The organism is Phenylobacterium sp., from assembly GCF_030693625.1.
Lineage (GTDB): Bacteria > Pseudomonadota > Alphaproteobacteria > Caulobacterales > Caulobacteraceae > Phenylobacterium > Phenylobacterium ferrooxidans.
In genome coordinates, this window is sequence record NZ_JAUYAF010000035.1 from 127,872 (window position 1) to 153,316 (window position 25,445).

21 protein-coding genes are annotated in these 25,445 nt (G+C 68.0%); 10 read left to right on the plus strand and 11 right to left on the minus strand.

Translation table 11 applies throughout. The features are described 5' to 3' along the window. Positions 1-13 precede the first annotated feature (13 nt). Both Q8N10_RS08205 and Q8N10_RS08210 read right to left on the minus strand, forming a co-directional pair. Complete coding sequence (locus Q8N10_RS08205) at positions 14-1,087, minus strand: nitronate monooxygenase family protein (RefSeq protein WP_304782176.1); 1,074 nt, start codon at positions 1,085-1,087, stop codon at positions 14-16. A 5-nt stretch (positions 1,088-1,092) separates the two neighbouring features. Next, positions 1,093-1,872 carry an RNA methyltransferase gene (locus Q8N10_RS08210; RefSeq protein ID WP_304782173.1) on the minus strand — a complete coding sequence of 260 codons (780 nt, stop codon included), beginning with the start codon at positions 1,870-1,872 and terminating at the stop codon, positions 1,093-1,095. A 59-nt stretch (positions 1,873-1,931) separates the two neighbouring features. Here Q8N10_RS08210 and bla point away from each other — a divergent pair, with 59 nt between their 5' ends. Then, positions 1,932-2,948: a class A beta-lactamase gene (gene bla, locus Q8N10_RS08215; RefSeq protein ID WP_304782170.1), complete on the plus strand. Its 1,017-nt coding sequence runs from the start codon at positions 1,932-1,934 to the stop codon at positions 2,946-2,948. Positions 2,949-3,072: 124 nt separating this feature from the next. Continuing rightward, positions 3,073-4,293, plus strand: a complete 1,221-nt coding sequence (locus tag Q8N10_RS08220) for an NADP-dependent isocitrate dehydrogenase (protein WP_304782167.1) — start codon at positions 3,073-3,075, stop codon at positions 4,291-4,293. Positions 4,294-4,339: 46 nt separating this feature from the next. Here the strand turns inward: Q8N10_RS08220 and Q8N10_RS08225 are convergent, their stop codons facing one another. The 3 genes from Q8N10_RS08225 to Q8N10_RS08235 form a co-directional block, all read right to left on the minus strand. Next, a complete protein-coding gene (locus Q8N10_RS08225; RefSeq protein WP_304782164.1) occupies positions 4,340-5,161 on the minus strand; it encodes a flagellin in 822 nt (273 codons plus the stop codon). 384 nt (positions 5,162-5,545) lie between these two features. Beyond that, positions 5,546-6,349 carry a pseudouridine synthase gene (locus Q8N10_RS08230; protein ID WP_304782161.1) on the minus strand — a complete coding sequence of 268 codons (804 nt, stop codon included), beginning with the start codon at positions 6,347-6,349 and terminating at the stop codon, positions 5,546-5,548. Between the two features lie 94 nt (positions 6,350-6,443). Next, complete coding sequence (locus Q8N10_RS08235) at positions 6,444-9,422, minus strand: TonB-dependent receptor (RefSeq protein ID WP_304782158.1); 2,979 nt, start codon at positions 9,420-9,422, stop codon at positions 6,444-6,446. Positions 9,423-9,551: 129 nt separating this feature from the next. Here Q8N10_RS08235 and Q8N10_RS08240 point away from each other — a divergent pair, with 129 nt between their 5' ends. Together Q8N10_RS08240 and Q8N10_RS08245 are read left to right on the plus strand one after the other, a co-directional pair. Beyond that, positions 9,552-10,331: an IclR family transcriptional regulator gene (locus tag Q8N10_RS08240; RefSeq protein WP_304782154.1), complete on the plus strand. Its 780-nt coding sequence runs from the start codon at positions 9,552-9,554 to the stop codon at positions 10,329-10,331. A 157-nt stretch (positions 10,332-10,488) separates the two neighbouring features. Then, positions 10,489-11,307, plus strand: coding sequence for a thioesterase family protein (locus Q8N10_RS08245; protein ID WP_304782151.1), 819 nt, complete (start codon positions 10,489-10,491; stop codon positions 11,305-11,307). 11 nt (positions 11,308-11,318) lie between these two features. On the opposite strand, the gene Q8N10_RS08250 is transcribed toward Q8N10_RS08245, so the two are convergent. The 3 genes from Q8N10_RS08250 to Q8N10_RS08260 form a co-directional block, all read right to left on the minus strand. Continuing rightward, positions 11,319-13,502: a S9 family peptidase gene (locus Q8N10_RS08250; RefSeq protein ID WP_304782148.1), complete on the minus strand. Its 2,184-nt coding sequence runs from the start codon at positions 13,500-13,502 to the stop codon at positions 11,319-11,321. A gap of 100 nt (positions 13,503-13,602) precedes the next feature. After that, the gene (locus Q8N10_RS08255; protein WP_304782144.1) at positions 13,603-14,376 is read right to left on the minus strand and encodes a GNAT family N-acetyltransferase; all 774 of its coding nucleotides are present in this window, start codon (positions 14,374-14,376) and stop codon (positions 13,603-13,605) included. A 125-nt stretch (positions 14,377-14,501) separates the two neighbouring features. Beyond that, positions 14,502-15,317 carry an SDR family NAD(P)-dependent oxidoreductase gene (locus tag Q8N10_RS08260; RefSeq protein ID WP_304782141.1) on the minus strand — a complete coding sequence of 272 codons (816 nt, stop codon included), beginning with the start codon at positions 15,315-15,317 and terminating at the stop codon, positions 14,502-14,504. Positions 15,318-15,490: 173 nt separating this feature from the next. Between Q8N10_RS08260 and Q8N10_RS08265 the strand changes: the two genes are divergently transcribed. Genes Q8N10_RS08265 through Q8N10_RS08275 form a run of 3 tightly spaced genes read left to right on the plus strand, consistent with a single transcriptional unit; the run spans position 15,491 to position 17,491 of the window. Then, the gene (locus tag Q8N10_RS08265) at positions 15,491-16,066 is read left to right on the plus strand and encodes a DUF2939 domain-containing protein (RefSeq protein ID WP_304782138.1); all 576 of its coding nucleotides are present in this window, start codon (positions 15,491-15,493) and stop codon (positions 16,064-16,066) included. A gap of 58 nt (positions 16,067-16,124) precedes the next feature. Continuing rightward, positions 16,125-16,505: a VOC family protein gene (locus Q8N10_RS08270; protein WP_304782135.1), complete on the plus strand. Its 381-nt coding sequence runs from the start codon at positions 16,125-16,127 to the stop codon at positions 16,503-16,505. 59 nt (positions 16,506-16,564) lie between these two features. After that, the gene (locus Q8N10_RS08275) at positions 16,565-17,491 is read left to right on the plus strand and encodes a hypothetical protein (RefSeq protein ID WP_304782132.1); all 927 of its coding nucleotides are present in this window, start codon (positions 16,565-16,567) and stop codon (positions 17,489-17,491) included. Positions 17,492-17,727: 236 nt separating this feature from the next. On the opposite strand, the gene Q8N10_RS08280 is transcribed toward Q8N10_RS08275, so the two are convergent. Next, positions 17,728-19,314 (minus strand): winged helix-turn-helix domain-containing protein, encoded by a 1,587-nt coding sequence (locus Q8N10_RS08280; protein ID WP_304782129.1) that lies wholly within the window; start codon positions 19,312-19,314, stop codon positions 17,728-17,730. Between the two features lie 102 nt (positions 19,315-19,416). On the opposite strand from Q8N10_RS08280, the gene Q8N10_RS08285 reads away from it, so the two are divergent. Both Q8N10_RS08285 and Q8N10_RS08290 read left to right on the plus strand, forming a co-directional pair. Then, positions 19,417-19,890, plus strand: coding sequence for a cupin domain-containing protein (locus Q8N10_RS08285; protein WP_304782126.1), 474 nt, complete (start codon positions 19,417-19,419; stop codon positions 19,888-19,890). Next, positions 19,887-20,699, plus strand: a complete 813-nt coding sequence (locus Q8N10_RS08290) for a class I SAM-dependent methyltransferase (RefSeq protein WP_304782122.1) — start codon at positions 19,887-19,889, stop codon at positions 20,697-20,699. The genes Q8N10_RS08285 and Q8N10_RS08290 overlap by 4 nt, the downstream gene beginning before the upstream one ends. Positions 20,700-20,976: 277 nt before the next feature. Here Q8N10_RS08290 and alaS read toward each other — a convergent pair whose 3' ends face one another. Beyond that, entirely contained in the window at positions 20,977-23,616 is a 2,640-nt protein-coding gene (alaS, locus tag Q8N10_RS08295) for an alanine--tRNA ligase (RefSeq protein WP_304782119.1), read from the minus strand. Between the two features lie 274 nt (positions 23,617-23,890). After that, complete coding sequence (gene recA, locus Q8N10_RS08300; RefSeq protein ID WP_305663890.1) at positions 23,891-24,961, minus strand: recombinase RecA; 1,071 nt, start codon at positions 24,959-24,961, stop codon at positions 23,891-23,893. Positions 24,962-25,193: 232 nt separating this feature from the next. Between recA and Q8N10_RS08305 the strand changes: the two genes are divergently transcribed. Further along, a complete protein-coding gene (locus tag Q8N10_RS08305) occupies positions 25,194-25,445 on the plus strand; it encodes a hypothetical protein (RefSeq protein ID WP_293494368.1) in 252 nt (83 codons plus the stop codon).

The following is a 25,445-nucleotide window of genomic DNA, read 5'->3' on the forward strand; positions in this document are numbered from 1 at the left end:
TCATCGTCTCCCGCTAGCGGCCCACCCGTTCGGCGAGGGCCTGGGAGGCCTGCTTGGCCTCCTCCCACCATTGGCCGACCATCTCGCCCGCATCGCCCGGCTTCGCAAGCCTGACGCCCTGGCCGGCCCACAGGGACAGCATCTGGGCCTCCCCCGCCTTGGCCGCGGCGGCGCGCAAGGGCTGGGTCAGGCGGTTCTGGATCGGATAGGCCGGGACGTCGTCCTCGACCGCGCGCATCTCGCGCATGAAGCGGTTCTCGATCCCTCGCGCGTGGCGGCCGGTGAAGGCCCGGGTCAGGCGAGTGGGGTCGTCGCCGGCCCTCTCCAGGGCGCTCCGCCAAGGCGCGCTCACGGCCGTCTGGTCGGCCAGCAGGAAGGCGGTGCCCATCTGGACGGCGTCGGCGCCCAGCGCCAGCGCGGCGGCGACGCCCTTGCCGTCCATGATCCCGCCCGCGGCGATCACCGGAATGTCGACGGCGGCGCGGATGGTGGCCACCAGGGCCATGGTTCCGACCAGACTTCCCTCCGTCCCCGCCAGGAAGTGGCCGCGATGGCCGCCCGCCTCGGCGCCCTGGGCGCTGATCCCGTCGGCGCCGACGGCGGCCCAGGCGCGCGCCTCGGCCACGGTGGTCGCCGTGCCCACCACGTAGCTGCCCGCCGCGTGTAGGGCGTCGACCTGGGCCTTGGTCAGGATGGAGAAGGTGAAGGAGGCGACGGCGGGCGCGGCCCGCACCAGGGCGGCGAACTGGCCCTCGAAGTCCGGGGCGTAGTCATTGGGCGCGGCCGGCAGGCGCGCGCTGAGTTCGGCGTACCAGGGGGCGAGGCGCGCCAGGGCGGCGTCGATATCGGCGGCTCCAGGCGCGGCCACCAGGTTGATGAACAGGTTCACGCCGAAGGGCCGGTCGGTCGCCGACTTCAGGGCCGCCACCGCCGGCTCGATGTCGGCGGGCGCAAGGGCCCCTGCCCCCAAGGCTCCGAGTCCACCGGCCTCCGACACCGCCACCGCCATCTCCGGAGACGAGGCGCCCACCATCGGCGCCTGCAGGATGGGAACCGGCAAGGCGTACAGGAAGGCCTTGAAGTCCATGGCGCCTACTCCGTGTCTTGCTTGGCCTTCTCGCGGGCCAGCTTGTGCAGGGCGCGGCCGCGGCCCTTGGATAGGGCGGTGACCACGCCGCGGAAGGTGCGCACCTCCTGGTCGGAAAACCGGGCGCGGCCCAGGGCCGAGCGCAGGTTCTGCATCATCGAGGGCTTCTTCTCGGGCGGGTGGAAGAAACCCGCCGCCTCCAGCTCCTGCTCGAAGTGGTCATAGAGGCCCTGCATGGCGGCGGCCTCGGCGGGCGGCGGGGCGTCTCGGAAGATGGCCGGCGCGCCTGTCGCCTGGGTCATGCGCCACTCATAGGCCAGGATGATCACCGCCTGGGCCAGGTTCAGCGAGCGAAAGCGCGGATCGATGGGCAGGGTCACCACCGCCTGGCACAACGCGATGTCGGCGGTCTCCAGGCCCGCCCGCTCGCCGCCGAACAGCAGGCCGACCTTGCGGCCCTCGGCCACCTCGTGGATCAGGTTCCCGGCCGCCTCGCGCGGCGTCAGTATGGGCAGCTGCAACTCACGCGGCCTCGCCGTCGTCGCATAGACCAGGTGAAGGTCGGCGATGGCGGCTTCCACGCTGTCATAGACCCGGGCGGCGTTCAGCGGCCACTCTGCGCCTGAGGCCGACGACCAGGCGCGCTCCTGGGGCCAGCCGTCGCGGGGATTGACCAGGCGCAGGTCGGCCAGGCCAAAATTGGCCATGGCGCGCGCCACCGCCCCGATGTTCTGGGCGAGCTGCGGGGCGTTCAGGATGATGCAGGGCGGGGAACCTGTGGACATGGCGCGTTTTCAATCTCTTGCGCCCCACATGGCAAGCCCGGTGTGCGCTAAGGTGATCCATGCGCATCTCCCTCGCCGTCGCTTTCGTCGCCCTGGCCCTGTCCGCCTGCGGCTCCGGCTCTCCACAGACCGCGTCCGAGACGCCGCAACTGAACCTGGCCCAGCTCTCCACCGAGGTCTCCGCGATCGCCGAGCGCGCGCGGCCCGGCGTACTGGGCGTGGGCCTGATGAACCTGGAGAGCGGCGAGACCTGGGACTTCAACGGCGAACGCCGGTTTCCCATGCAGAGTGTCTTCAAGGCGCCGCTGGGCGCCGCCGTCCTGGCCGAGGTGGACGCCGGCCGGCTGAAGCTGGACGACACCATCACCCTGGCCGAGGAAGACCTTTCCCCGCCGCTCAGCCCCATCGCCGACGCCTATCCGGCCCGGCGCGACTACACGGTGCGCGAACTTCTGACAGCCGCGACCGGGATCTCCGACAACACCGCCGCCGACGTGCTGATGAAGAAGATCGGCGGCCCCGGCGCGGTCACCGCCTGGCTGGTGGGCAAGAAGGTGGAGGAGGTTCGCGTCGACCGCTATGAGCGCCAACTCCAGCCCGACAGCATCGGCATGGCCTCATTCCGCCCGGCCTGGAAGAGCTCGCAGGCCTATATGGCCGCCCTCAACAAGGTTCCGCCGGAGGCCCGGCGCAAGGCCGTGGCCATCTATCTCTCCGATCCGCAGGACACCGCCACCCCGCGCGGGGCCCTGAACTTCCTCGACAAGCTGGATGACGGCGAGCTGCTGTCGCCGGCCTCCAGGAAGCTGCTCCTGCAGATCATGACCGACACCACCACCGGCCAGGACCGGCTGGAGGCGGGCTTCCCCGCCGGGGCCAGCCTCGCCCACAAGACCGGGACTTCGCGGACCGATCAGGGCGTCACCCCGGCCGTCAACGATATCGGCATCGTCACCCTCGCCGATGGGCGCCGCTACGCGGTGGCGGTTTTCCTGTCGGGCTCGACCCTGGACGCCGCCGGCCGCGAGAAAATCCTGGCTGACGTCGCGCGCGCGGTGACCCGGGGCGTGGGTTGATGCTCCCTCGCTGAGAGCGCCTTGCACCTAAACGGCCTTGGCGGGCTGCCCGCCCTTTGCGTCGAGGCCGACGCCTAGTATACGGCCCCAAAGCCAATTTTACGCCCCGGAGCGCATCGCCCTCATGGCCAAGATCAAAGTCGCCAATCCTGTCGTCGATATCGATGGCGATGAGATGACCCGCATCATCTGGCAGTGGATCAAGGACAAGCTGATCCTGCCCAATCTCGATATCGACCTTGCCTATTACGACCTGGGCATGGAGAGCCGCGACGCCACCGACGACAAGATCACCGTCGAGTCGGCCGAGGCGATCCTGAAATACGGCGTCGGCATCAAGTGCGCGACCATCACGCCCGACGAGGCCCGCGTCGAAGAGTTCAAGCTGAAGAAGATGTGGAAGTCGCCCAACGGCACGATCCGCAACATCCTTGGCGGCGTCGTCTTCCGCGAGCCGATCATCTGCCAGAACGTACCCCGGCTGATCCCCGGCTGGACCCAGCCGATCATCATCGGCCGCCACGCCTTCGGTGACCAATACCGCGCCACCGACTTCAAGGTGCCTGGTCCCGGCAAGATGACCATCAAGTGGGAAGGCAAGGACGGCCAGGTCATCGAGCACGAGGTGTTCGACTATCCCGGCTCCGGCGTGGCCATGGCCATGTACAACCTGGACGACTCGATCCGCGACTTCGCCCACGCCTCCTTCGCCTACGCTCTGCAGCGGACCTATCCGCTGTATCTCTCCACGAAGAACACGATCCTCAAGGGCTATGACGGCCGCTTCAAGGACATCTTCGCCGAGATCTTCGCCGCCGAGTACGCGGCGCAGTTCAAGGAAGCCGGCATCACCTACGAACACCGCCTGATCGACGACATGGTGGCCTCGGCGCTGAAGTGGTCGGGCGGCTTCATCTGGGCCTGCAAGAACTACGACGGCGACGTGCAGTCCGACCAGGTGGCCCAGGGCTTCGGCTCGCTGGGCCTGATGACCTCGGTGCTGATCACTCCGGACGGCAAGACCATGGAGGCCGAGGCCGCCCACGGCACCGTCACCCGGCACTACCGCCAGCACCAGAAGGGCGAGAGCACCTCGACCAACTCCATCGCCTCGATCTTCGCCTGGACGCGGGGTCTCGAACACCGCGCCAAGCTGGACGGCAACGCCGAACTGGACCGCTTCGCCCGCACCCTGGAGCGCGTCTGCGTCGAGACCGTCGAAAGCGGCTCGATGACCAAGGACCTGGCCCTGCTGGTGGGCGACAGCCAGGGCTGGCTGACCACCGAAGGCTTCATCGACAAGGTCGCCGTGAACCTCGACAAGGCCCTGGCCCAACCGGCCTGAGCCGACAGCGCGGACCGCGCCTTGCGGCGCGGTCCGGCAATCTGATCTATCTGAACAGGTTCAGCACCGTCGCCGACGAGGTGTTGGCGATCGACAGCGCCTGCACGCCCAGCTGCTGCTTGGTCTGCAGCGAGGTCAGCCTGGCGCTCTCGCGCGCGAGGTCGGCGTCCACCAGGTTGCCCACGCCGGCGTCGATGGAGTCCTGCAGCTTGCCGACGAAGGTCAGGTGGGCGGAAATCGCCTTGGACCCGGTGCCCAGTTTCGACAGCGCCGTTGAGACATTGCCGATGGCCGTTCCGACGTCGGTCACCATCTGCTCGGCCAGGGCCTGGGTCCCGACCGACGAGGTGTTGGCCAGGCCGATGCCACTGAGCGAGAGGTCCTGGGCCAGGACCGTGATCTTCGACGTTCCGTCGTCATTGGCCAGGGCCGCGACCGTCGTGCCACCGGAACTGATCATGTTCACACCGTTGAAGGTTGCGTTGGAAACCGACTTCGCGACCTGATCCCGCAGGGCCTTGAAGTCCTCGTTGAGGGCCGTGCGGGAGGCTGTGTCGAGACTGGAGTCAGACGCGGCCAGCGCCTTCTCCTTCATCTGCAGCAAGAGGTCGGAGACCGCCTCGCCGCCGGCGATCGCCACATCGACGGTCGATTGCGAACGCTGGAGGGAGTCGCGGACCGCGTTCAGGGACGAGGAGGTGGCGCGCTGATTCTGGGCGATGGCCCAGATGGCGCCGTTGTCCTTGGCCGAGGCGATCTTCTTGCCCGTGTTGATACGGGCCTGGACTTCCATCAGCTCGCTACTGGTTTGATTGAGATTCTGCAGGGCGATCATCGCCCCTATGTTGGTATTGACGCTATTTGGCATCTTACAAACCCCACGTTCTTTAGGTTTCATCCATTATTTTTAATGGACGTGAGCATTTTTGCTCTACCTTATCTATAGCATGTGAGTCTTTCGGGCCGACTAAGAGAGTATTGAGGATTCGTGAATCGAAATTCGATTGACGATGATGCGGACGAAGTGTCGCATCCAGCAGTCCGATCGCCCCATCACCCGGGCAAACCGAGGCCACGCTTGGCGTAACGGCGTTTTGGGGGGCGAAGACTCCCGGCCGGACTCGCCCCCGGCCGCGCCGACTCGTCGGCCAATCAATTCAAGCGTTCGAAATCTTTGGTCTGCTCAATTCAAGTCTTCGAAAGCTTTGCGAGAGGGGCGGCGGCGGCCCGCCAGGCCCCGGAGCGCGGTCGGTCAGGACGATTTCTTGCCGGTCTTCAGTCGTTCGGGATGGGCCGGCGGGTGGATCAGCTCGGCCCGCTCCTGGGCGGTGACCGGACGCCAGCGACCCTCCGGCAGGTCCCCCAGCTTCAGCGAGCCGATCCGCACCCGCAGCAGGTCGACCACGTGCAGGTCGACCAGTTCGCACATCCGCCGGATCTGGCGGTTGCGGCCCTCCTTCAGGACAAAGCGCAGCAGCTGATCGCCGATCAGGGTGACCTTGGCGTGCCGCAGCTGCCGCCGGTCCAGCTGCAGGCCGTGGCGCAGCATGGCCAGCTTCTTGTCGGTGATCGCGCCGCTGACCTTGACCCGGTATTCCTTCTCCAGGTCCGACTCCGGGCCGATGACCGCCTTGGCCACCACCCCGTCTTCCGAGAGGATCAGCAGGCCCCGGCTATCCATGTCCAGGCGGCCGACCGGGGCCAGCCGGTTCTCCAGGCTGGGGATCACCGCGTCCGCGCCGAACAGGGCGCCAGCGGTCAGCAGCCGCACGGCCGGGATCTGGTTGGGCTCGGCATGGGCCGAGACGATCCCCACCGGCTTGTTGATCACCACCGTCAGGGTGGATTCCAGCTTCGACTGGGCGCTATCGCTCAGCACCAGGGTCTGGCCCGGCTCGATCTTGCGCCCGGCGTCCTCGACCGTCTGGCCGTCGATGCTCACCAGGCCCTGCAGGATCAGCCCCTCGGCCTCGCGCCGCGAACACACCCCGCTCTGGGCCAGCCAGCGGTTGACCCGCTGCGGCTCGGCTTCGTCATAGGTCTTGGTCCAGGCCATGGCGGCTCTCTAGCAGCCGGCGCCGGGCCGCGCCAAAAAAAGAGGGCCGCCCCTGAAGGAGGCGGCCCAGTTGATGCTCGACTTGGAAGGACGTCTAGAAGCGCTTGGTGACGCTGAGCTTGTAGGTGCGGCCCAGCGGGTTGGCCGTGGCGGGATCGTAGCTCAGGTCCCGGCGGGCGAAGGGCGGATCGGCGTCGAACAGGTTGGCCACCGTCACCGTCGCCGTGGTGTCCCACGGCAGATGGACGCGGTAGGTCACGTCGGTGGTCACGAAGGCGTCCAGCTTGGCGCCCTCCGGCAGGATGTAGCCAGAGACCGCGCCGTTGGGTCCGAAGATGTTGGTGCCCCCGAACCGGCCGTCGCGGGTGTCCTGCATCGAGTCGATGTAGCGCAGCGTCGCCCGCACGTTGTGGATGTCGCGGCTGTACTCGGCGAACAGGCTCCCGCGCAACTCGGGGAAGGAGCTGCCGCCCGCCGTGCCGCCATGGGCGCCGGCCAGTTCCTGGGCGCCCTGAACCTGGATGCCCTCGATGAAGGAGGCGCCGTTTTCGTAGGCCAACAGGTAGGAGCCACCGAGGCCGAAGTTCATGTCCCCGCCCAGGACGTCGTCGACCCGGTAGGTGGCCGCGAAGTCGACGCCGGAGGTCTTGGTCCCCGTGCCGTTGATGGTGGTCAGCCGCACCCGCTGGATGTTGTTGGGCGCGCAGACGCCCGACTGGAAGGTGAAGCGCGCCACCAGGGCCGCGAGACCCGGCGTGGTGCAGCCGTTGGGCAGGGTCGTCGAGGCGCCGTTCGGGAAGATGGTGGACAGCAGGCCCGCGCCGGATTCCGCCTCGATGGTGTCCTTGAAGTCGAAGGACCAGTAGTCGAGCGTGGCGTTAAAGGCGCCGAACCGGAAGATGGCCCCAAGGTTCAGGGTGTCTGCGGTCTCCGGCTTCAGGTTCGGGTTGCCGCGGGTGTCGAAGGCCCGATACCCGCTGGTCTGGGTGATGAAGGCCTGGGTGGTGTTGGCGTCCGGCAGCAGGTTGGACTGGGTCGGCGCGCGGAAGGTGGTGCCGGCCGAGGCCCGGAAGGCCAGCCAGTCGGTGGCCTGCCAGCGGACCGCCAGCTTCGGGTTGGTGGTGGAGCCGACATCGCCGCTGTGCTGCTCGTGGCGCACAGCCAGCTGGAATGACAGGTCATCGGTGATAGGAACCTGCAGCTCGCCGAAGGCGGCATAGACGTCGCCCTCGAGGTCCTGCTGCGAGAGCGGGCCCAGGAAGCCGAACACGCCGTTGCCGAAGCCGGTGGTGCAGACGGTGACGTTCTCCTCCGGGCAAGGGTTCAGCGCGATGTTGTTGATCGCGTTGACCTCGCGGCTGAAACCGTTGCCACGGTACTGGGCGCCCGCCGCCCAGCCGATCTTGCCGGCGCCGAAGTCGATGCCCAACTGGCCGTTGAGCACCGCGTCCACCACCGTCAGCGTCGTCTCCGACTGGTAGCCATAGGGCTGGAACAGCCACTGGCCGATGGCCTTGCTGTTGGCGTTGGCGGCCGCTGAGCCGGGGACGTAGTTCGGGTTGACCTCGCCGCTGGCCGCATTGGCCGCGATGCCGGTGGAGAAGGGGTTGTAATAGAGGCAGTTGCCCACCCCGGCGACGCCGCCCTGGACGCCAGGCGCGATCGGATCGGTGTCGCAGCCGGGGCCGCCCAGGCCGTTCAAGGCGTAGTACAGCCGCGCGACGGGGATGTCGTAGGTGACGATGTCGCTGCGGTTGATCATGTGGGTGGCGGCCACATCCCAGCCGATGCCGCCCGCGAACTCTCCACTCAGCCCCGCCGAGACGCGAATGCCGTCGAAGAACCGCTGGTCGGGCTTGGAGTCGCCGGTCAGCGGGTTGCCGCCGACGCCGTAGGGCCGCCAGAGCAGGATGTTGGCGGCGGTGAAGCCAGAGGTGTTGACTGACGTCTGCTGGGCGGTGGTCAGCTGGCCGAACAGGCTGCCCGGCAGGCAGGCCGCGACGCCCGCCGTGCCGCAGAGGCCGGGATTGCTGCGCGAGATCAGGAACGAGCCCGAGGCCGCGCCGGGACCGAAGGCCTGGGTTGGGCCATAGGAGGGGGAGGTGCCCTCATGCGGCACGTCGTGGCTCGCGTAGAGGGCCTCGGCGTGGAACTTGGTGGTCTCGGTCAGGTCCCAGTTGAACTGCGCGTAGAGCTGATAGTGCTCCTCGGTCTCCACCAGGTTGTTGAACCGGCCGAACTGGAAGTAGCAGCTCTGGGTGCCCGCCGCCGAGGTGACCAGGGTGTTGCCAAGCGCCGTGCAGCCCGGATCGACGATGCGGCTGGTCCCAGAGATATAGGTCCCCGGATTGCCGAAGCCCGACCAGCTGCCGTTGGGGTTTTCCAGATAGGAGTTCACCGCCCAGTCGCGCTCGAGGGTGTCGAGCTCAGACCGGTGCCGGTAGCCTGCCGAGATCAGGGCGTCCCCCCGGTCGCCGACCCAGCCGTAGTTGGCGCTGATGCTGTAATCACCGTCCGAGCCGTCGATGGCCGTGTAGCTGCCGGTGACTTCCAGGCCGTTCAGGTCGGTGCGGGTGATGAAGTTCACCACCCCGCCGATGGCGTCGGAGCCATAGGTGGCTGCGGCGCCGTCCTTCAGCACCTCGATCCGGCCGATGGCGGCGCTGGGTAGCAGGTTGGTGTCGACGCCGGACCCGCCGGGAGAGCCGGCCAGCCGGCGGCCGTTCATCAGCACCAGGGTGCGGATGGCGCCCAGCCCGCGCAGGTTGATGTTGCCCGAGCCGGTGGTGGCCTGGCTGGCGAACTGGTTGGCCTCACCAAGCACGCTCTGCACGCCGGGGATCGACTTGATGATGTCGACCATGGCGGGGGAGCCCTGCTTCTGCAGGTCCTGGGCCGACAGCACGTCGACGGGAAGGGCGGCGTCTTCAGGGGTGCCACGGATATAGGAGCCGGTGACGATGACCTCGGCCACCTCGTTGGCGTCCTGCGCCTGGGCCGCTCCGGCGGCGAGACCCGCCCCCAGCAGAATCGCAACGGCAGACGCGCCGCGCAGGCTGTCCAATCTCAGCATGGTCTTCCCCTAATGACTTTCGGTCGCCTCTCACTGGGCGCCGATTGGGAACAGTGTTGTCACTGCTTGAACTGAGAGTCCATATCCTGGATTTATGGTCCATTATTTAGAATATGAGGCCGTTTCACTATGTGGAACAGCCTGCTAGGCTTCAAGGAGTCGGAGGGGACGATGGACACCACGGTGGCCAAGGGGATGGCGGTTCTGGAGGCCTTGGCGCGCGCCAAGCGCCCCATGCGGCTGGCCGCCCTGACCGAGCAGCTCGGCTTGCAGAAGAGCAATGTCCACCGGCTGCTGAACACCTTCATGGAGCTGGGCTACGTCCAGCAGGACCCGGAGACCTCCCGCTACTTCGCCTCCCTGAAGACCTGGGAGCTAGGCGCTGGGATCATCTCCACCAACAGCCTGCGGCGCAGCGTGGCGCCCCACCTCCAGGCGATGCAGGAGAAGACCCGCGAGACGGTGATGCTGACCGTGCCCGTCGATGACGAGGTGCTGTTCCTTGACCGCGCGGCCCAGGTCCGCGCCCTTCGCTACGTGCCGCTGAACGGCACCCGGGCGCCCATGGTCTTCACCGCCGCCGGCCGCGCCATACTCAGCCGCCGGCCAGACCCGCGAGACGCTGTGGCGCGCAGCATCGCGGCCTGCCCCCCCGAAGCCGGATTTGTGCTGTCCCAGGTTCTCGAGGACCTCGAGAAGGCCCGGCGGGACGGCTATGCGAGCCTGGTGGGCGGCTTCACCCCCTGGGCGCGGGTGGTGGCGGTGGCCCTGCCCGGCCCCGGCGGCGCCCCGGCCGCGGCCATCGCCATCTCCGGCCCGGAGGAACGCATGGCTGGAGACCACCTGGCCGAGGTTCTCGACGTCCTGCTCGCCACCGCCGCCGAGATCGGCGAGGTCAGCCCGGCCTAGACCCTTTCCGGATCAGGTTGCATCAATCTGATCGGATAAAATGGGTCTATCTTCTTGAATCTAGAGCATGTCCGGGCGGCGAACCGGCGCCCACTTGCGCCTGACATGCTCTAGCGAGGTCTTCCCTGACCTTGCGGCGGCGGGTTAGAGACCGGGCATGACCCAGTCCGACTCCATCTCGCTCACCCCCGTCTCCGCCGGACGCTGGACCACCTTCGCCGGACCGGAGTGGCAGAACCCCGGCGGCGGCCTGTGGGGCGGCTACGCCATCGGCCTGTTCATCCGGGTGCTGGAAGCCGAGCCAGACGCGGTGGGCGAGGCCCTGTCCCTGACCCTCACCTACGCCGCCGCCCTGCCCTCGGGCCAGGTGGACATCCGCACGCGGCGGCTGCGCCAGGGCGGGTCGATCGGTGTCTGGGAGGTGGAGCTGCTGGGCGCCGGCTCCGACCAGGTCGCCGTGCACGGCATGGTGACCATGGCCCGGCGGCCCGAGACCCCGCCCTTCGCCTTCGCCGTCATGCCCGAGGCCCCGACGCCGGAAAGCCTCTCCAGCCCCGACCACCCCGGCACGCCCCTGCACTACGGGGCCATGGCCTTCGAACGCCGCGGCCAGGACATCTTCCCGCCGCAGGTCAGCGGCGATTCCCGCAGCCTCGTCTGGGTCCGCTCGCGCCGCGGGCCGTGGGACAAGGCCCTGCTGGGCATGGTCACCGACAATTCGGCGCCGCGCGCCATGTACGCACTCGGCCGCACCATCAACAACACCACCCTGTCCCTGACCGTCTATCTGCACGCCACCGTCGAGGAGCTCGCCAAGGTGGGCGACGACTTCATCCTGATCGAGTGCGAGGGCCGGGTCGGCGGCGGCGGCGCCTCGGACGAACGCTCCAGCTACTGGAGCCGCGATGGCAAGCTCCTCGCCACCAGCGAGCAACTGACCTGGTACCGCCCGGTGCAGAGGCGTTCGCCGGAGTAGTCGCCGCCCCCCTACTCCGCCGCCACCGGCGCCAGCTTCCGCCCGAAGAAGTCCAGCGTCGTGCGCATCCGGTGCAGCAGGTGGGTCTGGGTCCAGCCGGCGCGGTGGCGCAGGCCCGGATACATCATGGTCTCGAAGGTGGTCCCCTGGGCCTGCAGCGCCGCCATCAGCCGGGTGGAGTTGTCGAAGGTGACGTTGTCGTCGGCCATGCCGTGCATCAGCAGCAGGCTGCCGGACTTCAGCCGGGCGACGCGGTTCAGCACGTCGGAATCGGCGTAGCTGGCCGGATCGGTCTTGGGCGTGCCCATGTAGCGCTCGGTGTAGTGGGTGTCGTACAGCGTCCACTCGGTCGGCGGGGCCCCGGCCACCGTGGCGGCATAGGGGCTGTTTTCCGCCGTCATCAGCAGCAGGCTCATATAACCGCCATAGGACCAGCCGGTGACCCCGATCCGGGCGGGGTCCACATAGGGCAGCGATTTCAGATAGGTCACGCCGGCCATCTGGTCCTCCACCTCCAGCTTGCCCAGCCGCCGGTCGATGGCGGTCTTGAAGGCCGTTGACCGGTTGGGCGTCCCGCGGTTGTCGAGGGAGAACAGGATGTAGCCCGCCTCCAGGAACAGCTGGTCGGCCGGGTTGTGCCAGATCTTGCGCACCGTGGCGCTGCCCGGCCCGCCATAGACCTGGACGATCACCGGATAGCGCTTGGCCGGATCGAAGCCGGGCGGCGTGCGCAGCGACCACCAGAGGTCCTGGCCGTCGGCCGCCTTCACCGTCCCATAGGTCGGGGTCCGCAGGCGCGCCGCATAGGGGGCGTAGGGGTGGCCGGGCTTGAGGCTGTTCTCCTCGATCCAGCGCACCAGGGTCCCGTCGGCGCGATAGAGCCCGGTGCGCGGGGGCGTGGCGGGGTCCTCATAGGCGCCGACGAAGGCGCCGCCGGCCTTGGCCATCTTCACGGTCCACCAGCCGCCGGCCGGGGTCAGGGCCCTGGGCTCGGCCGGGCTTCGGAAGGCGACTTCGTACAGCCGCCGCTCGATGGGGTTGTCCTTGAACGCCGTGAAGGTGACCACGCCGCGCGCCTCGTCGACGCCGGCGATCGCGTCCACCGGCCAGTCGCCCTGGGTGACCGCCCCAACCGCCTTGCCGTCGGCGCCGTGCAGGTAGAGGTGGCGCCAGCCGCTCTTCTCCGACGACCACAGGAAACCGCCGTCCTTCAGCGGCCGGAAATCGTCGGTCAGCTCCACCCAGTGGGGGCTGGTCTCGGTCAGCAGGACCCGGGTCTTGCCGGTGGCCGGGTCGGCGGCCAGCAGGTCCAGGCGGCGCTGGTCGCGGCTCTGGCGCTGGACATAGAGGGTCTTGCCGTCCTTGGACCAGTCGACGCGGGCCAGGTAGATGTCCGTCTCCGCCCCCAGGTCGATCTTCACCCGCTTGCCGGTGGCGACATCGGCGACATGCAGGGTGACCACCGAATTGGGCCGGCCCACTCGGGGATAGCGCTGGTTGACGATGGTGGCGCCCGTCGCCCCGATATCCAACCGCTCCACCACGTCCACCCCGGTCTGGTCGACGTGGGTCAGGGCGATGCGGGTTTCGTCGGGGCTCCACCAGTAGCCGGTCTGCCGGGCCATTTCCTCCTGGGCGATGTAGTCGGCCGTGCCCCAGGACGTCAGCTCGCTCCCATCGGCGGTGAGCGCCCGCTCGGCGCCGCCCTGGGAGGGAAGGACGAAGAGGTTGTCGTCACGCACGAAGGAGACGAAGCCGCCCCTGGGGGACACCTTGGCGTCGATCTCGTCGGCGGCGGAGTTGGTCAGGCGGCTGACCTTGCCGCCGGCCATGGTGTAGAGCCACAGATCGCCCTCCACCGGGACCAGGATGAACCGCCCCTCCTCGTCCCAGTCATAGGCCACCACGCCCCGGGTCTGGACGCCCTGGCGTTCGCGGCGGCTCTTCTCGGCCTCGGAAAGCTCCCGGTCCTTGGGGATCAGATCCCGCGCATCCAGCAGCAGGCGCGGCTCGCCCCCCGCGACGTCGGCGGCCCACAGGTCGGTCATCCGCACGTCGTCGGTCTTGGCCTTCAGATAGCTCACCATCAACCCATCCGGCGAGAGGGTCACCCCCCGCGCCCGAGGCCCCGTCAGATCCGGCGCCGCATAGACGCGCTCCGCCGTCAGTTTCTCCGCGTTCGCCGCACCGACCATCAGACCCGCCTACCCAGAAAAAGCATCATCGCCCGCGCCACAAGGCCGGGGATGAAAGGCGTGGTCGGGGGGATTGGCAAGGGTGAAGGCCCAGGCGACCCTAGCCCTGCCCCGCGCTCGGGCCGGGCAGGATCCAGGCCGAGAGGTGGGCGACGGTCTCGAAGCCCAGGCTCTCATAGAGCGGCAGGCCCGCCTCGGTGGCGCCCAGGTGGAAGCGCGCCATGCCGCGGCGACGATAGTCGTCGATCACCTGGGTCAGCAGGGCGCGGCCCATGCCCTTGCGCTGGTGTTCCGGCGGCGTGGCCATCAGCGATATCCCCGCCGTGTCTCCGGTCGGCGTCACGGTGACGGTGCTCATCGGCCTGTCGCCGTCCCAGGCGATCCAGGTCTCCACCCCGGCGGTCTTCGTCACACAGACATCGATACACCGGGCGATGGCGTCGCGCGGCGTGTCGAAGGCGGCCGCGGCGAGGTCGCCGGCGATCGTCACCAGCTCCGGGCCGAGCGCGCGGGTGATCCCTACCGGCCGGCTCGGCGCGACCGGCGTCCCGGCCCGCAGCACCATCAGCGGCGAGGTCCCCACCGCCGTTAGTCCCAGCCGCCGCGCCACCGGCGTGAGGGCCTCCAACACCCCCGGGCACATCACCGCCTGCAGCGGCAATCCCCGCTCTTTCGCCCGCGCCACCGACGAGATCAGGAACCCCTCGGCGTCGGGGTCCGCGCCCAGGGTCAGCCTGTTGAAATCGGCCGAGGGCTCGCCGGTCAGGCCCAGGACGCAGTCCCGCGTCAGGCGCATCTCCACCCCTGGCACGTCGCCCATCTGGGCGACCAGCGCGCGCACGCACAGCCGCAACAGCTCGTCGGTTTCATCCATCGCCATCATCCGCCTGCGCGCGACGGGCGGCTGGCGACCTCTCCGCCCGGCGCCGCCAGATGGGTCTTCAGCCGCTCGGCCACCTGGGCGATCGGCTTCACGACTGAAGACCTGTCCTTCCCGGCCTAGACCAGTTCGGACGGCTTGAGGTTCAGTTCCTTCAGCAGCGGCTCGGCATAGTCTACCCGGCCGGTGAGGGTCTTGGGGTCGCCGCTGGCCAGCTGGTAGACCGCCTCGGCGATGTACTCGATGGGCTGCACCCGGTCCTTGGACTGCTCGTTGATCAGGCCGTGCACCGCCACGCCGGGGGTGTCGACGAGGCCCGGCGACACCACGTTCACCGCGATGTTGTCGGCATAGACCTCCGAGGCCAGGCCGGTCGAGAACCGCTCCAGGGCCGCCTTGCACAGGCCATAGACGGTGCCGCCGCGGCCGCCGCGATAGGGCTTGGCCGGGTGGATGCCGGCGGGCGAGGAGATGTTGACGATGTGGCCGGTCTTGCGCTCGATCATCGAGGGCAGGACCAGTTGCGACAGGTGGAAGGGCGCATAGACCTGCACCTCCATCATCAGCTTGAAGCGCTTCTCGGTGAACTCCACCACCGGGGTGAAATAGGTGATGGCGGCGTTGTTGATCAGGATGTCGATGGGGCCGTAGGTCGCCACCGCTTCCTCCACCAGACGCTCGCGCTCGATGGATTGCGCCAGGTCGGCCTTGATGAAGGTGGCTTCGCCGCCGGCCTTCTTGATGCGCTCGACGGTCTCCATCAGGGTGCCGGGCAGGCGGCTCTCGCCGTCCTGGGCGGTGCGGGCCGAGACGACGACCTTGGCGCCCTCCATGGCCAGGCGGGCGGCGATGGCCTCGCCGATGCCGCGGCTGGCGCCGGTGACCAGGGCGACCTTGCCCTTGAGATTTCCATTGGGGTTGATGCTGGCCGACATGAAATGGCGCCCTCCCTGGGCTTCGTTATGGTTCAAACAATCCGCAAACCTCGCGCTCTTGAGCGCCGGGCGCAAGCGCCGCAATGCCCATCGGGCTCGCCTCCTGGGAGGAACCGCTAGGAAGCCGGGCCACACATGTTAATCATCCTGCGACTTCAGAGAGGCTTCAGCCCATGTGGCGGACCATCTTCAACCTGATCCTGGTGCTGCTGCTGGGGGCCTGTGTGGCCTTCGTCGCCGCGCCCTGGTTCGCGTTCCGTGCGCTTAAGGCCAACGCCCGCGACGGCGACGTCCAGGGCCTGGCCGAGCTGGTGGACTATGACGCCGTGCGGGGAACCCTGAAGGGCCAGCTTGGTCCCACGCCCAACGCCACCACCGCCCCGGCGCCGACGATCTGGACCGATCCGCTCGGCGCCATGAAACGCGCCCTGGAGCCCCTGACCCCGCCGCCGCCCGCCGTGGAGCGCTATGTCAGCGTCCAGGGCCTGCATGACCTCACCCGGGGCTACGAGCCGGGCAAGGCGCCGCCCGAGCCTCCGGCGCCCCAGGGCCTCGGCGACCAGGCCCTCACCCTGGTGCAGGAGCCCTGGCCCTCCCTGCGCTACTGGGGACCCAATCGCTCGCGCTTCGTGGTGCGCGGTCCCGACCAGCCGGCTCGCGAGACGGTGTTCACCTTCCAGCGTCGCGGCTGGTTTGAGTGGAAGCTGGTGCAGATCCGCCTGCCGACCGAGGCCAAGGCTCAACCATAGTTCTTGTTTTGTTCTCTTCCCCTGCTAGGCTGCGCGCCAGCAAGAGAGGAAGAGTTCCATGTCCATCGGATACGTCACCATCGGGGCGCTGGACGTCCCGGCCGCCCTGCCGTTCTACGACGCCGTGCTCGGCGCCATCGGCTACCATCGCGCCTTCCTGGACGGCGGCTGGGCCGGATACGGCCCCAAGGACGGCGAGGCCAACACCTTCATCTGCCCGCCTTTCGATGGCGAGCCCGCCCGGCCCGGCAACGGGATCATGGTGGCCTTCCTGGCCCCCTCCGAGGCGGCGGTCGCCGCCGCCCACGCCGCGGCCATCGCCCACGGCGGCGCCGATGAAGGCGCGCCGGGCCCAAGGCCCGCCGACTCCACCAGCTTCTACGGCGCCTATGTCCGCGACCCGACCGGCAACAAGCTCTGCATCTTCATGAAGCCTTAGCTTGACCCGCGCGAGGCGGGACGGGATCGTCCCGCCTCGTCCCCTAGCTGGAGCTGCGAATGCGCGCCCTTTTCCTCGCCTCGGCCCTGATGGCCGCGACGCCCCTGAGCGCCCAGGCCCAGGTCTGCAAGGCCTGGAGTTCGCCGGTCCTGGCGGCCTCCATCCCCTCCAAGCCCATCAATGAGGCGAGCGGCCTGGAGGCCTCGCGGGCCTATCCGGGTCGGATCTATCACAACAACGACTCCGGCGACGGTCTGCGCTTCTACATCACCAACATGGCCGGCGGCGGTCTCCAGACCGTCAATCTCAAGGGACCCAAACCCGCCGATATCGAGGAGCTGTCGCTCGGCCCCTGCGGGTCCAGGACCTGCCTCTATCTGGGCGATGTCGGCGACAACGCCGGCGCGCGTGCAGAGGTCAGCTTCACCCTCCTGGCCGAGAAGAAGACCTACGCCGAGACCGAGACGCCGCTACGGGTGGTCCGCGCCCGCTACCCGGACGGCCCCCGCAACGTCGAGGCCTTCGCCCTGCATCCCAATGGCGACCTGTTCGTGGTGACCAAGCCGGTGGACGCCAAGGTGACCAACCCGGGACCCGCCTCGGTGTACCGGCTATCGGCCAACCAGCTTGCGCAGACGCAGGGCGTCCAGGTCTTCGCCAAGCTGGGGGAGCTGGACCTGCCGAAGCTGCTCTCCGACCTGCCGTTCTACGGCTGGATCCCCACCGGCCTGGACATCAGCCGCGACGGCAAGCGCGCCGTTCTGCTGACCTATATGGCGGTGGTGGAGCTGGGCTTCGACCTGGCCAAGGGCGTGCCCGCCAAGTTGACCGCCGGCGACAATGTCTCGGTGTTCCGGGCCCCGCCCCTGGCCCAGCAGGAGGCCATCACCCTGCTGCCCGACGACAGCGGCTTCCTCTACGACAGCGAGGCCGCGCGAAAGGCCGAGACCTTCCCGTTGCACAAGGTGATCTGTCAGGGCCGGTAAGAAGAAGGTCGTCCACGAACAACACGAACGACACGAACAACGCCCTCCGGCCGAGGCCGCTTCCAGCCTGGAGGCCAACGTCGCCGTTCGACCTAGGCTGACGGCGGCGCTCTTTTGGGCTGAGAATTCGGCAGTTCCGGGCCTAGACCAATCGGAAATGGGCCGACGCGGTCGCAGGGGCGCGATGCTGCGCCCGGCGGGGCTGCGGCTCAGCGAGTTGAGGTGTCATCTCCCTGCTAGAAGCCGAGCTTTCCCAGCATCCCGGTCACGCGAGCACGCGTCGGTAGGTCGCGAAATGGAAAGGCGCGAAGGAAGTCGGCCTTGTCGAGGTGAGCGGCCCGAGCGCGTACTGAGCCAGCCCAGGCGCGGGCCTTGCCCACATCGCCGTTGAGGCCATGGGCGGTCGCCGCGATCATCTCGATCAGCGCGTGGGCGCCGGGCGCTTTCGCCGCACGCTCGGCCCAGAGCGCCGCCTGCGCCGGGTCTTCGAGGACGAGATAGGACATCGCCCGCACCCCCAGCATGCCATAGACCAGCGGATCGAGCGGGCTGAGGACCAGCGCCGAGTCGATATTCAGGTGGCTGGCCTCAGCGCTGCCCAGCAGGGCCTCGGCCCAGCCCCGGGAGTATCGGGCCTGCGCATAGTTGGGATTGAGGGCGTTGGCTCGCTCCAGCCAGGGCAGACTCGCCTCAAGATCATCGTTCAACCACTGCGCCCGTCCCATGGTGAAGTGACCGAACGGATCCAGCGGATCCCGCTCCAGGCATTGGGACGCGAAACGCTGCGCGAGCCTCACGCAGGCGGGGTCATCAGAATAGCGCAGGAACGCGTTCTGGAAGTGGGTGAAGGACAACCCGGCATAGGCGCGTGCAAAGTCTGGCTCTATGGCCGCTGCGCGTTCGAACAGGCCCGTCGCGATGTCGTTGTCCGCCTTGTTGAAGCGGTACATGTGGTGCAGGCCGAGGTGATAGGCCGACCAAGCGTCGAGATTTTCCGGCGACTTCGACAACGCTCGCCGCGCCTCATTGAAGGGGATCCGTACTTCCACGGCGCTGGTCACCGCGGCGATAATCTGGTTGCGGACTTCGTGGATGGCGCCCACGTCAGCCCGGAACCTTTCACTCCAGACGACGCCGCCGGTCTGGGTGTCCCCGAGTTCCACCGAAACCGACAGGACCGGGCCCGACATCTCGACGACGCCGGACAGACAATACCGCACGTTCAGCTTCTGGCGCACCGCTTCGAGGCTCGTGTCCGAACTTCTGAACTGGAAGGACGAGCCACGCGCAATCACAAGCAACCAGTGCAGCCGTGACAGCTCCGTGATGAGGTCCTGCGGCAGCGCGTCGGCGATCGGCAACTGCGGCTTTGCCGCGCCCACCATCCGAAACGGCAGCACCGCAAGGCTGGGCCGCGACGGCAGGGGACCCTCCCCTGGGACGGGTTCCCGCGCCGGGGCGAAGGAGACGGTCGATCGCTGGACGACCTCGGCCACAAACCGGAAGCCGATTCCGTGTGCCGTGCGGATCAGGGCCTGCGCCTGTCCATCGTCGCCGATCACCTGCCGGGCCGACTTGACCCGGCTCGAAATCGCCGAGTCCGAAACGATCCGGCCCTTCCAGATCTGCGCGACAATCTCGTCCTTGCTCACAACGCGACTGCGGTTCTCGATGAGCAGTCGTAGCAACGCAAAGACCTGGGGCTCAACCGGCAGGGCGACCCCGTCTGCGCGTAGCTCAATGCGGTCGATATCCAGCTCGAAATGGGCAAACTGAAAGATCATCGCGCGGAACAATAGCGCAAATCTCCGGGCGATCTCCACACGATCTCCGGACCGTCTTCAAGCCCTCGCACCGGATAACGATCAAGTCTGCTGCCACGCCTCGGGCGATTCCCGAGCTCGCGACAGATCGGAAGACACGTGATGAGCAAGACCCTGAGATCTGGCGTCCGCATCGCTACGGCGATTTCCGCCGTTTGCCTTGCGGCCAGCGGTGGAAATGTCCAGGCCGGCCCGGCTGCGCGACCGGTCACCGCCACGGTAAACTCGGCGCTACAGTGGGGACCCTGCCCCTCGATCTTCCCGGCCGGATGCCAGATCGCCGTCCTGAACGGCGACCCGGCCAAGCCCAACGCCGACGTCTTCCTGCGCGTGCCGGGCGGCTACACGATCCCCCCCCATTCCCACACGTCGCCCGAGCGCATCGTTCTCGTCGAGGGCCAGCTTGTGGTTCGTTACCAGGGCAGCCCCGCAGAGGACTTGACCCCGGGCGAGTACGCTTACGGTCCGGCCGGGCTAGCCCATGTCGCCACCTGCAAGGGAGCCGGGCCTTGCACGCTGTTTATCGCCTTCGAGAGTGCTGTGGACGCAATAGCTTTCACAGGGTCGCTCAAGTGAATCCCAACAAAGCGCTCTGGGAGAAGGGCGACTTCACGCGGATCGCCCGCGGCATGCGAGCCAGTGGTGAGGCCTTGGTCCGTGAACTGGGCGTCATACCCGGGCTCAGAGTTCTCGATCTCGGATGCGGCGACGGCACCACGGCACTCCCAGCGGCCAGACTCGGCGCCGACGTGCTGGGCGTCGATATTGCAGCCAATCTCGTCGCGGCCGGAAACCTGCGCGCCCGCGCCGAAAGCCTAGATAATTGTCGGTTCCAGGAGGGCGACGCTTCTGACCTGCAGGGCCTCGCCGACGACGCCTTTGACCTGGTGGTCAGCATCTTCGGCGCCATGTTCGCGCCGCAGCCCGACGCCGTCGCGCGCGAAATGGTCCGGGTCACCCGGCCCGGCGGGCGGATCGTCATGGGCAACTGGATTCCTAACGATCCGACCCTGGTCGCCCAGATCCTGAAGATAAGCGCGGCCTATTCTCCACCACCCGCTGCGGGCTTCGTCAGCCCCATGACCTGGGGCCTGGAAGACATGGTGATTGCCCGCTTTGCCGGCGCCGGCGTTCCAAAGGACCACATCACCTTTGCCCGAAGCACCTATGTCTTTGAGCATCCTGGCGCGCCGTCCGAATTGCTGGATGACTTCTCGACGTACTACGGCCCCACGATGAATGCCTTCGCCGCGGCGGAGGCGGAAGGACGCGTGCACGCGCTTCGCCAGGAATTGGACGACCTGTTCCAGGCTCAGAATCGCAGCGCTGAGCCTAACCGCACACAGATTCCCGCCGCCTTTCTGAAGGTGACGATCTCAGTCTGAGTGATACCCGACATGGGCGAAACCAGGCGTGCTCGGTAACCTGCGGCATGGCGCAAAGGCGACAGCTGAGGGTCCGCTTCTCGGTGGGGGCTTTTGTAAAGCCCCCACAAGCCCGACGTCATGTCGGCGGGCCCACGGACAGAGTCTGGCTCCCGGACGCGCCGGAGGGAGCGGTGGGTCGCGCACGTTCGCGCTTCGCGCGCCATGCAGGATGACCCTGTGGCGTGGCCCCCTGTTCGTGTCGTTCGTGAGGTTCGTGGTTCCTCTCTTTGGAACCCTACCCCAACGCCGCCTTCACCGCCGCCACGCCCTCGGCCGCCTTCGACCCGTCAGGAGCGCCGCCCTGGGCGAAGTCGGGGCGGCCGCCGGCGCCTTGACCGCCCATGGCGATCACGGCGGCCTTGGCCAGTTCGGCGGCGTTGAACTTGCCCGCCGCCGCGCCCATCACCGCCACGGCGATGGCCGCCTTGCCGTCGGCCACGCCGACCATGGCGATGACGCCGTCGGGCACCTGCTTGCGGTATTCCTCGACGATGGGACGCAGGTCCTTGCCGCCGACCCCGTCCATGACGCGAGCCATGAGCTTGGTGCCGGCGATGTCCTCGATGGCCGCGGCCTCCCCCCCCGAACCGCCGCCGCCCATGGCCAGCTGACGCCTGGCGTCGGCCAGGTCCTTCTCCAGCTTGCGGCGTTGGGCGTCCAGCGCATCGACCCGCGCCAGGACCTCGGCGACCGGGGTCTTGAACTGATCGGCCAGAGCCTTGGCGACGGCCGCCTGGTCGTTGAGATAGCGCCGCGCGGCCTCGCCGGTCAGGGCCTCGATGCGGCGGATGCCGGCGGCGACGCCGGTCTCCGAGACGATCTTGAACAGGGCGATGTCGCCGGTGCGCGCCACATGGGTGCCCCCGCAGAGCTCGACCGAATAGTCGCCCTCGCCCTCCAGCGCCTTGCCCAGCGCCAGCACGCGCACGCTGTCGCCGTACTTCTCACCGAACAGGGCCATGGCGCCGGCCTCGATGGCCTCTTCCGGGGCCATCTCCTTGGTCACCGCCGGCTGGTTCTGGCGGATCACCGCATTGACCTCGGCTTCGATGGCGTCGAGTTCAACGGGCGTCAGCGGACCGCCGTGGCTGAAGTCAAAGCGCAGGCGCTCGCCGTCCACCATCTGGCCCTTTTGCGAGACGTGGGGACCCAGCACATTGCGCAGGGCGGCGTGCAGCAGGTGCGCGCCCGAATGGTTGGACCGCGTGGTCAGCCGCCGTTCGGCGTCCACAGCCAGGCGCACGCGGGCGCCGGGGGTCAGCGCCCCCTGCGTGATCTCCAGGACGTGGACGTGCAGATCCCCGGCCTGCTTCTGGGTGTCGGTGATGCGGCCCTTGCCGCCCTCCCACTCGGCCTCGCCCGTGTCGCCGGCCTGGCCGCCGCTCTCGGCGTAGAAGGGGGTGCGGTCGAACAGGGCCTGGACGGTCTGGCCGGCCTGCGCCCTGTCGATCTCCGCGCCGTCGGCCACCAGGACCAGCAGTTCGGCCGTGGTCTCAACCGCGTCGTAGCCCAGGAAGACCGTCGCCCCCAGGCGCTCGCGAATGGCGAACCACTCGCCGGCGGCCGAGGCCTGGCCCGAGCCTGTCCAGGCCTCGCGGGCCTGGGCGCGCTGCTGGTTCATGGCGGCTTCGAAGCCCTCCATGTCGACGGTCATGCCCTTGCCGCGCACCGCGTCCTGGGTCAGGTCCACGGGGAAACCGTAGGTGTCGTAGAGCTTGAAGGCGGTCTCGCCCGAGAGCACGCCGCCCTCGCTCATCTTGGCGGTGGCCTCGTCCAGCAGGGCCATGCCGCGGCCCAGGGTGCGGCGGAAGCGTTCCTCCTCCTGGCGCAGGGTCTCGATGATCACCGGTTCGGCGCGGCGCAGCTCGGGATAGGCGGTCCCCATCTCGGCGATCAGCACGGGCGCCAGGCGGTGCATCAGGGGCTCCTCGGCCCCCAGCAGGTGGGCGTGGCGCATGGCCCGGCGCATGATGCGGCGCAGGACGTAGCCGCGGCCCTCGTTGGAGGGGGACACGCCGTCGGCGATCAGGAAGCTGGTGGAGCGCAGGTGGTCGGCGATCACCCGGTGCGAGGGGCCGTTGGAGCCGCCGGCCACCAGGGACTTGGACGCCGCGATCAGGGTGCGGAACAGGTCGATGTCGTAGTTGTCGTGCACGCCCTGCAGGACCGCGGCGACGCGTTCCAGGCCCATGCCGGTGTCGATCTGCGGCTTGGGCAGGGGCCGGCGCGAGCCGTCGGCCAACTGCTCGAACTGCATGAAGACCAGGTTCCAGATCTCCACGAACCGGTCGCCGTCCTCATCGGGGCTGCCGGGGGGGCCGCCGGGGATGTGGGCGCCGTGGTCGTAGAAGATTTCCGAGCACGGGCCGCAGGGGCCGGTGTCGCCCATCGACCAGAAATTGTCGCTGGTGGAGATGCGGATGATCTTCTCGTCGGGCAGGCCCGCGATCTTCTTCCACAGCTCGGCCGCCTCGGTGTCGGTGTGGTAGACCGTGACCAGCAGCTTCTCGGCCGGGAGACCGAAGTCCTTGGTCAGCAGTCTCCAGGCGTGCTCGATCGCGCCTTCCTTGAAATAGTCGCCGAAGGAGAAGTTCCCCAGCATCTCGAAGAAGGTGTGGTGGCGGGCGGTATAGCCGACATTGTCCAGGTCGTTGTGCTTGCCGCCGGCGCGCACCGACTTCTGCGACGAGGCCGCGCGCGGCGCGGGCGGGGTCTCGGCGCCGGTGAAGTAGTTCTTGAACGGCACCATGCCCGCATTGACGAACAGCAGGCTCGGGTCGTTTTGCGGCACGAGCGGAGCCGATGGAATGATCAGGTGATCATTCTTCTCGAAATAGCCCAGGAAGGCGCTGCGGATCTCGTTCAGGCTCGGCATGGCTCTAGACGCTAGACTTCAAAATGGGGCGCGTATTGCGCTGCGACATTGGCGTCCGTTTACGAGACTTGGAGGCCCCCGCAAAGAAAAAGGACGCCCGGACCGAAGTCCGAGCGCCCTTCTCTTGCGTGAACGACCGTGCGGGGTTCGGCCCTCCGCCGCCAGCCGCGCGGTTGGCGGGGGCGCGGCGACAGGTTTCGAGGGCCAAGGCGGCCGTCCACGTTAACCGGTGGGCGTTGGCGGCGGCGAGGGACAAGCCCGCCGCCGGAGCCGCCTATTCCTCGTCTTCGCCCGGGGTGGGACCGACCAGCAGCTCTTCCTGGATGGTCTCCTTGGCGCCACGCACCTGCTTTTCGATGGCGTCGGCGATGTCGGGATTGTTCTTCAGGAACTCACGGACATTGTCGCGGCCCTGGCCGATGCGCTGGCTGTTCCAGGAGAACCACGAGCCGGACTTCTCGATGACCCCGGCCTTGACCCCCAGGTCGATGATCTCGCCCAGCTTGGAGATGCCCTCGCCGTACATGATGTCGAACTCGACCTCGCGGAACGGCGGGGCCACCTTGTTCTTCACCACCTTCACGCGGACGTTGTTGCCCATGATCTCGTCGCGGATCTTCACAGACCCGGTGCGGCGGATGTCCAGGCGGACCGAGGCGTAGAACTTCAGCGCGTTGCCGCCGGTGGTGGTCTCCGGGCTGCCGTACATCACCCCGATCTTCATGCGGATCTGGTTGATGAAGATCACCAGGGTGTGGGTCTTGGAGATCGAGGCCGTCAGCTTGCGCAGGGCCTGGCTCATCAGGCGGGCCTGGAGGCCGGGCAGGCTGTCGCCCATCTCGCCTTCGATTTCCGCCCGCGGGGTCAGGGCCGCCACCGAGTCGATGACGATGACGTCCACGGCGCCGGAGCGCACCAGGGTGTCGGTGATCTCGAGGGCCTGTTCGCCGGGGTCGGGCTGGGAGACCAGCAGTTCATCCAGGTTCACGCCCAGCTTGTTGGCGTAGGAGGGGTCGAGCGCGTGCTCGGCGTCCACGAAGGCTGCGGTGCCGCCGGCCTTCTGGACCTCGGCCACCACGTGCAGGGCCAGCGTCGTCTTGCCCGAGCTTTCCGGCCCGTAGATCTCCACGATCCGCCCCTTGGGCAGGCCGCCGATGCCGAGCGCGATATCCAGGCCGAGAGACCCCGTGGAGACCGACTCGATCTCCATGTGGCTCTTGTCGCCCAGCTTCATCACCGAGCCCTTGCCGAAGGCCCGATCGATCTGCGCCATCGCTGCTTCCAGCGCGCGCTGCTTGTCACCGTCTTCTCGTGCCACGAGCTTCAATGCCGATTGAGACGCCATAACCAAGCACTTCCTATTCCATGATTCCGCCAACCCGGTGGGGTAGATCGCTCTCCCCGCCGCCGGACTCAGGTGTACTTAATTTGTTCTCTGTTCACAAGATGTTCTTTTCCTCTGATGCGTCCGTAATTGACGTATCGATTCTACTTTCGGTACGGCCAAGCTGATTAAGGTCCTGGTCACCGAGTCACCTGCAACTCCACGTTTTGGCGTTCCCAATGACAGAGTTTCGATGAGGCCATCTCCTTCCCCCGCCTTCGACCACGGCGCCGCCCTGCGCGTGCCGCCGGCCCATGACGGCCGAAGCTGGACCAAGCTGCTCTATTGGCTCGGCGCCGATGGCCACGCCCTCGACGAGACCGGCCTGGTTCAGGTCTCCACCCCCAATGGCTGGATGGTGGCCCGCCCGGGTGACTGGATCGTGCTGTCGGTGGGGGGGCAGTTCCATGTGGCCCACGCCGGGCCCCGGACCCTGGACGCCTGA

Bases quoted from the DNA above. Each gene is read 5' to 3' on its own strand.
- Q8N10_RS08250 (WP_304782148.1), bottom strand. From the start codon at position 13,502: ATGGTCGGTGCGGCGAACGCGGAGAAACTGACGGCGGAGCGCGTCTAT.
- Q8N10_RS08220 (WP_304782167.1), top strand. From the start codon at position 3,073: ATGGCCAAGATCAAAGTCGCCAATCCTGTCGTCGATATCGATGGCGAT.
- Q8N10_RS08235 (WP_304782158.1), bottom strand. From the start codon at position 9,422: ATGCTGAGATTGGACAGCCTGCGCGGCGCGTCTGCCGTTGCGATTCTG.
- recA (WP_305663890.1), bottom strand. From the start codon at position 24,961: ATGGCGTCTCAATCGGCATTGAAGCTCGTGGCACGAGAAGACGGTGAC.
- Q8N10_RS08260 (WP_304782141.1), bottom strand. From the start codon at position 15,317: ATGTCGGCCAGCATCAACCCCAATGGAAATCTCAAGGGCAAGGTCGCC.
- Q8N10_RS08240 (WP_304782154.1), top strand. From the start codon at position 9,552: ATGTGGAACAGCCTGCTAGGCTTCAAGGAGTCGGAGGGGACGATGGAC.
- Q8N10_RS08275 (WP_304782132.1), top strand. From the start codon at position 16,565: ATGCGCGCCCTTTTCCTCGCCTCGGCCCTGATGGCCGCGACGCCCCTG.
- Q8N10_RS08265 (WP_304782138.1), top strand. From the start codon at position 15,491: ATGTGGCGGACCATCTTCAACCTGATCCTGGTGCTGCTGCTGGGGGCC.
- Q8N10_RS08210 (WP_304782173.1), bottom strand. From the start codon at position 1,872: ATGTCCACAGGTTCCCCGCCCTGCATCATCCTGAACGCCCCGCAGCTC.
- Q8N10_RS08230 (WP_304782161.1), bottom strand. From the start codon at position 6,349: ATGGCCTGGACCAAGACCTATGACGAAGCCGAGCCGCAGCGGGTCAAC.
- bla (WP_304782170.1), top strand. From the start codon at position 1,932: ATGCGCATCTCCCTCGCCGTCGCTTTCGTCGCCCTGGCCCTGTCCGCC.
- Q8N10_RS08305 (WP_293494368.1), top strand. From the start codon at position 25,194: ATGAGGCCATCTCCTTCCCCCGCCTTCGACCACGGCGCCGCCCTGCGC.
- Q8N10_RS08285 (WP_304782126.1), top strand. From the start codon at position 19,417: ATGAGCAAGACCCTGAGATCTGGCGTCCGCATCGCTACGGCGATTTCC.
- Q8N10_RS08205 (WP_304782176.1), bottom strand. From the start codon at position 1,087: ATGGACTTCAAGGCCTTCCTGTACGCCTTGCCGGTTCCCATCCTGCAG.
- alaS (WP_304782119.1), bottom strand. From the start codon at position 23,616: ATGCCGAGCCTGAACGAGATCCGCAGCGCCTTCCTGGGCTATTTCGAG.
- Q8N10_RS08255 (WP_304782144.1), bottom strand. From the start codon at position 14,376: ATGGATGAAACCGACGAGCTGTTGCGGCTGTGCGTGCGCGCGCTGGTC.
- Q8N10_RS08270 (WP_304782135.1), top strand. From the start codon at position 16,125: ATGTCCATCGGATACGTCACCATCGGGGCGCTGGACGTCCCGGCCGCC.
- Q8N10_RS08245 (WP_304782151.1), top strand. From the start codon at position 10,489: ATGACCCAGTCCGACTCCATCTCGCTCACCCCCGTCTCCGCCGGACGC.
- Q8N10_RS08225 (WP_304782164.1), bottom strand. From the start codon at position 5,161: ATGCCAAATAGCGTCAATACCAACATAGGGGCGATGATCGCCCTGCAG.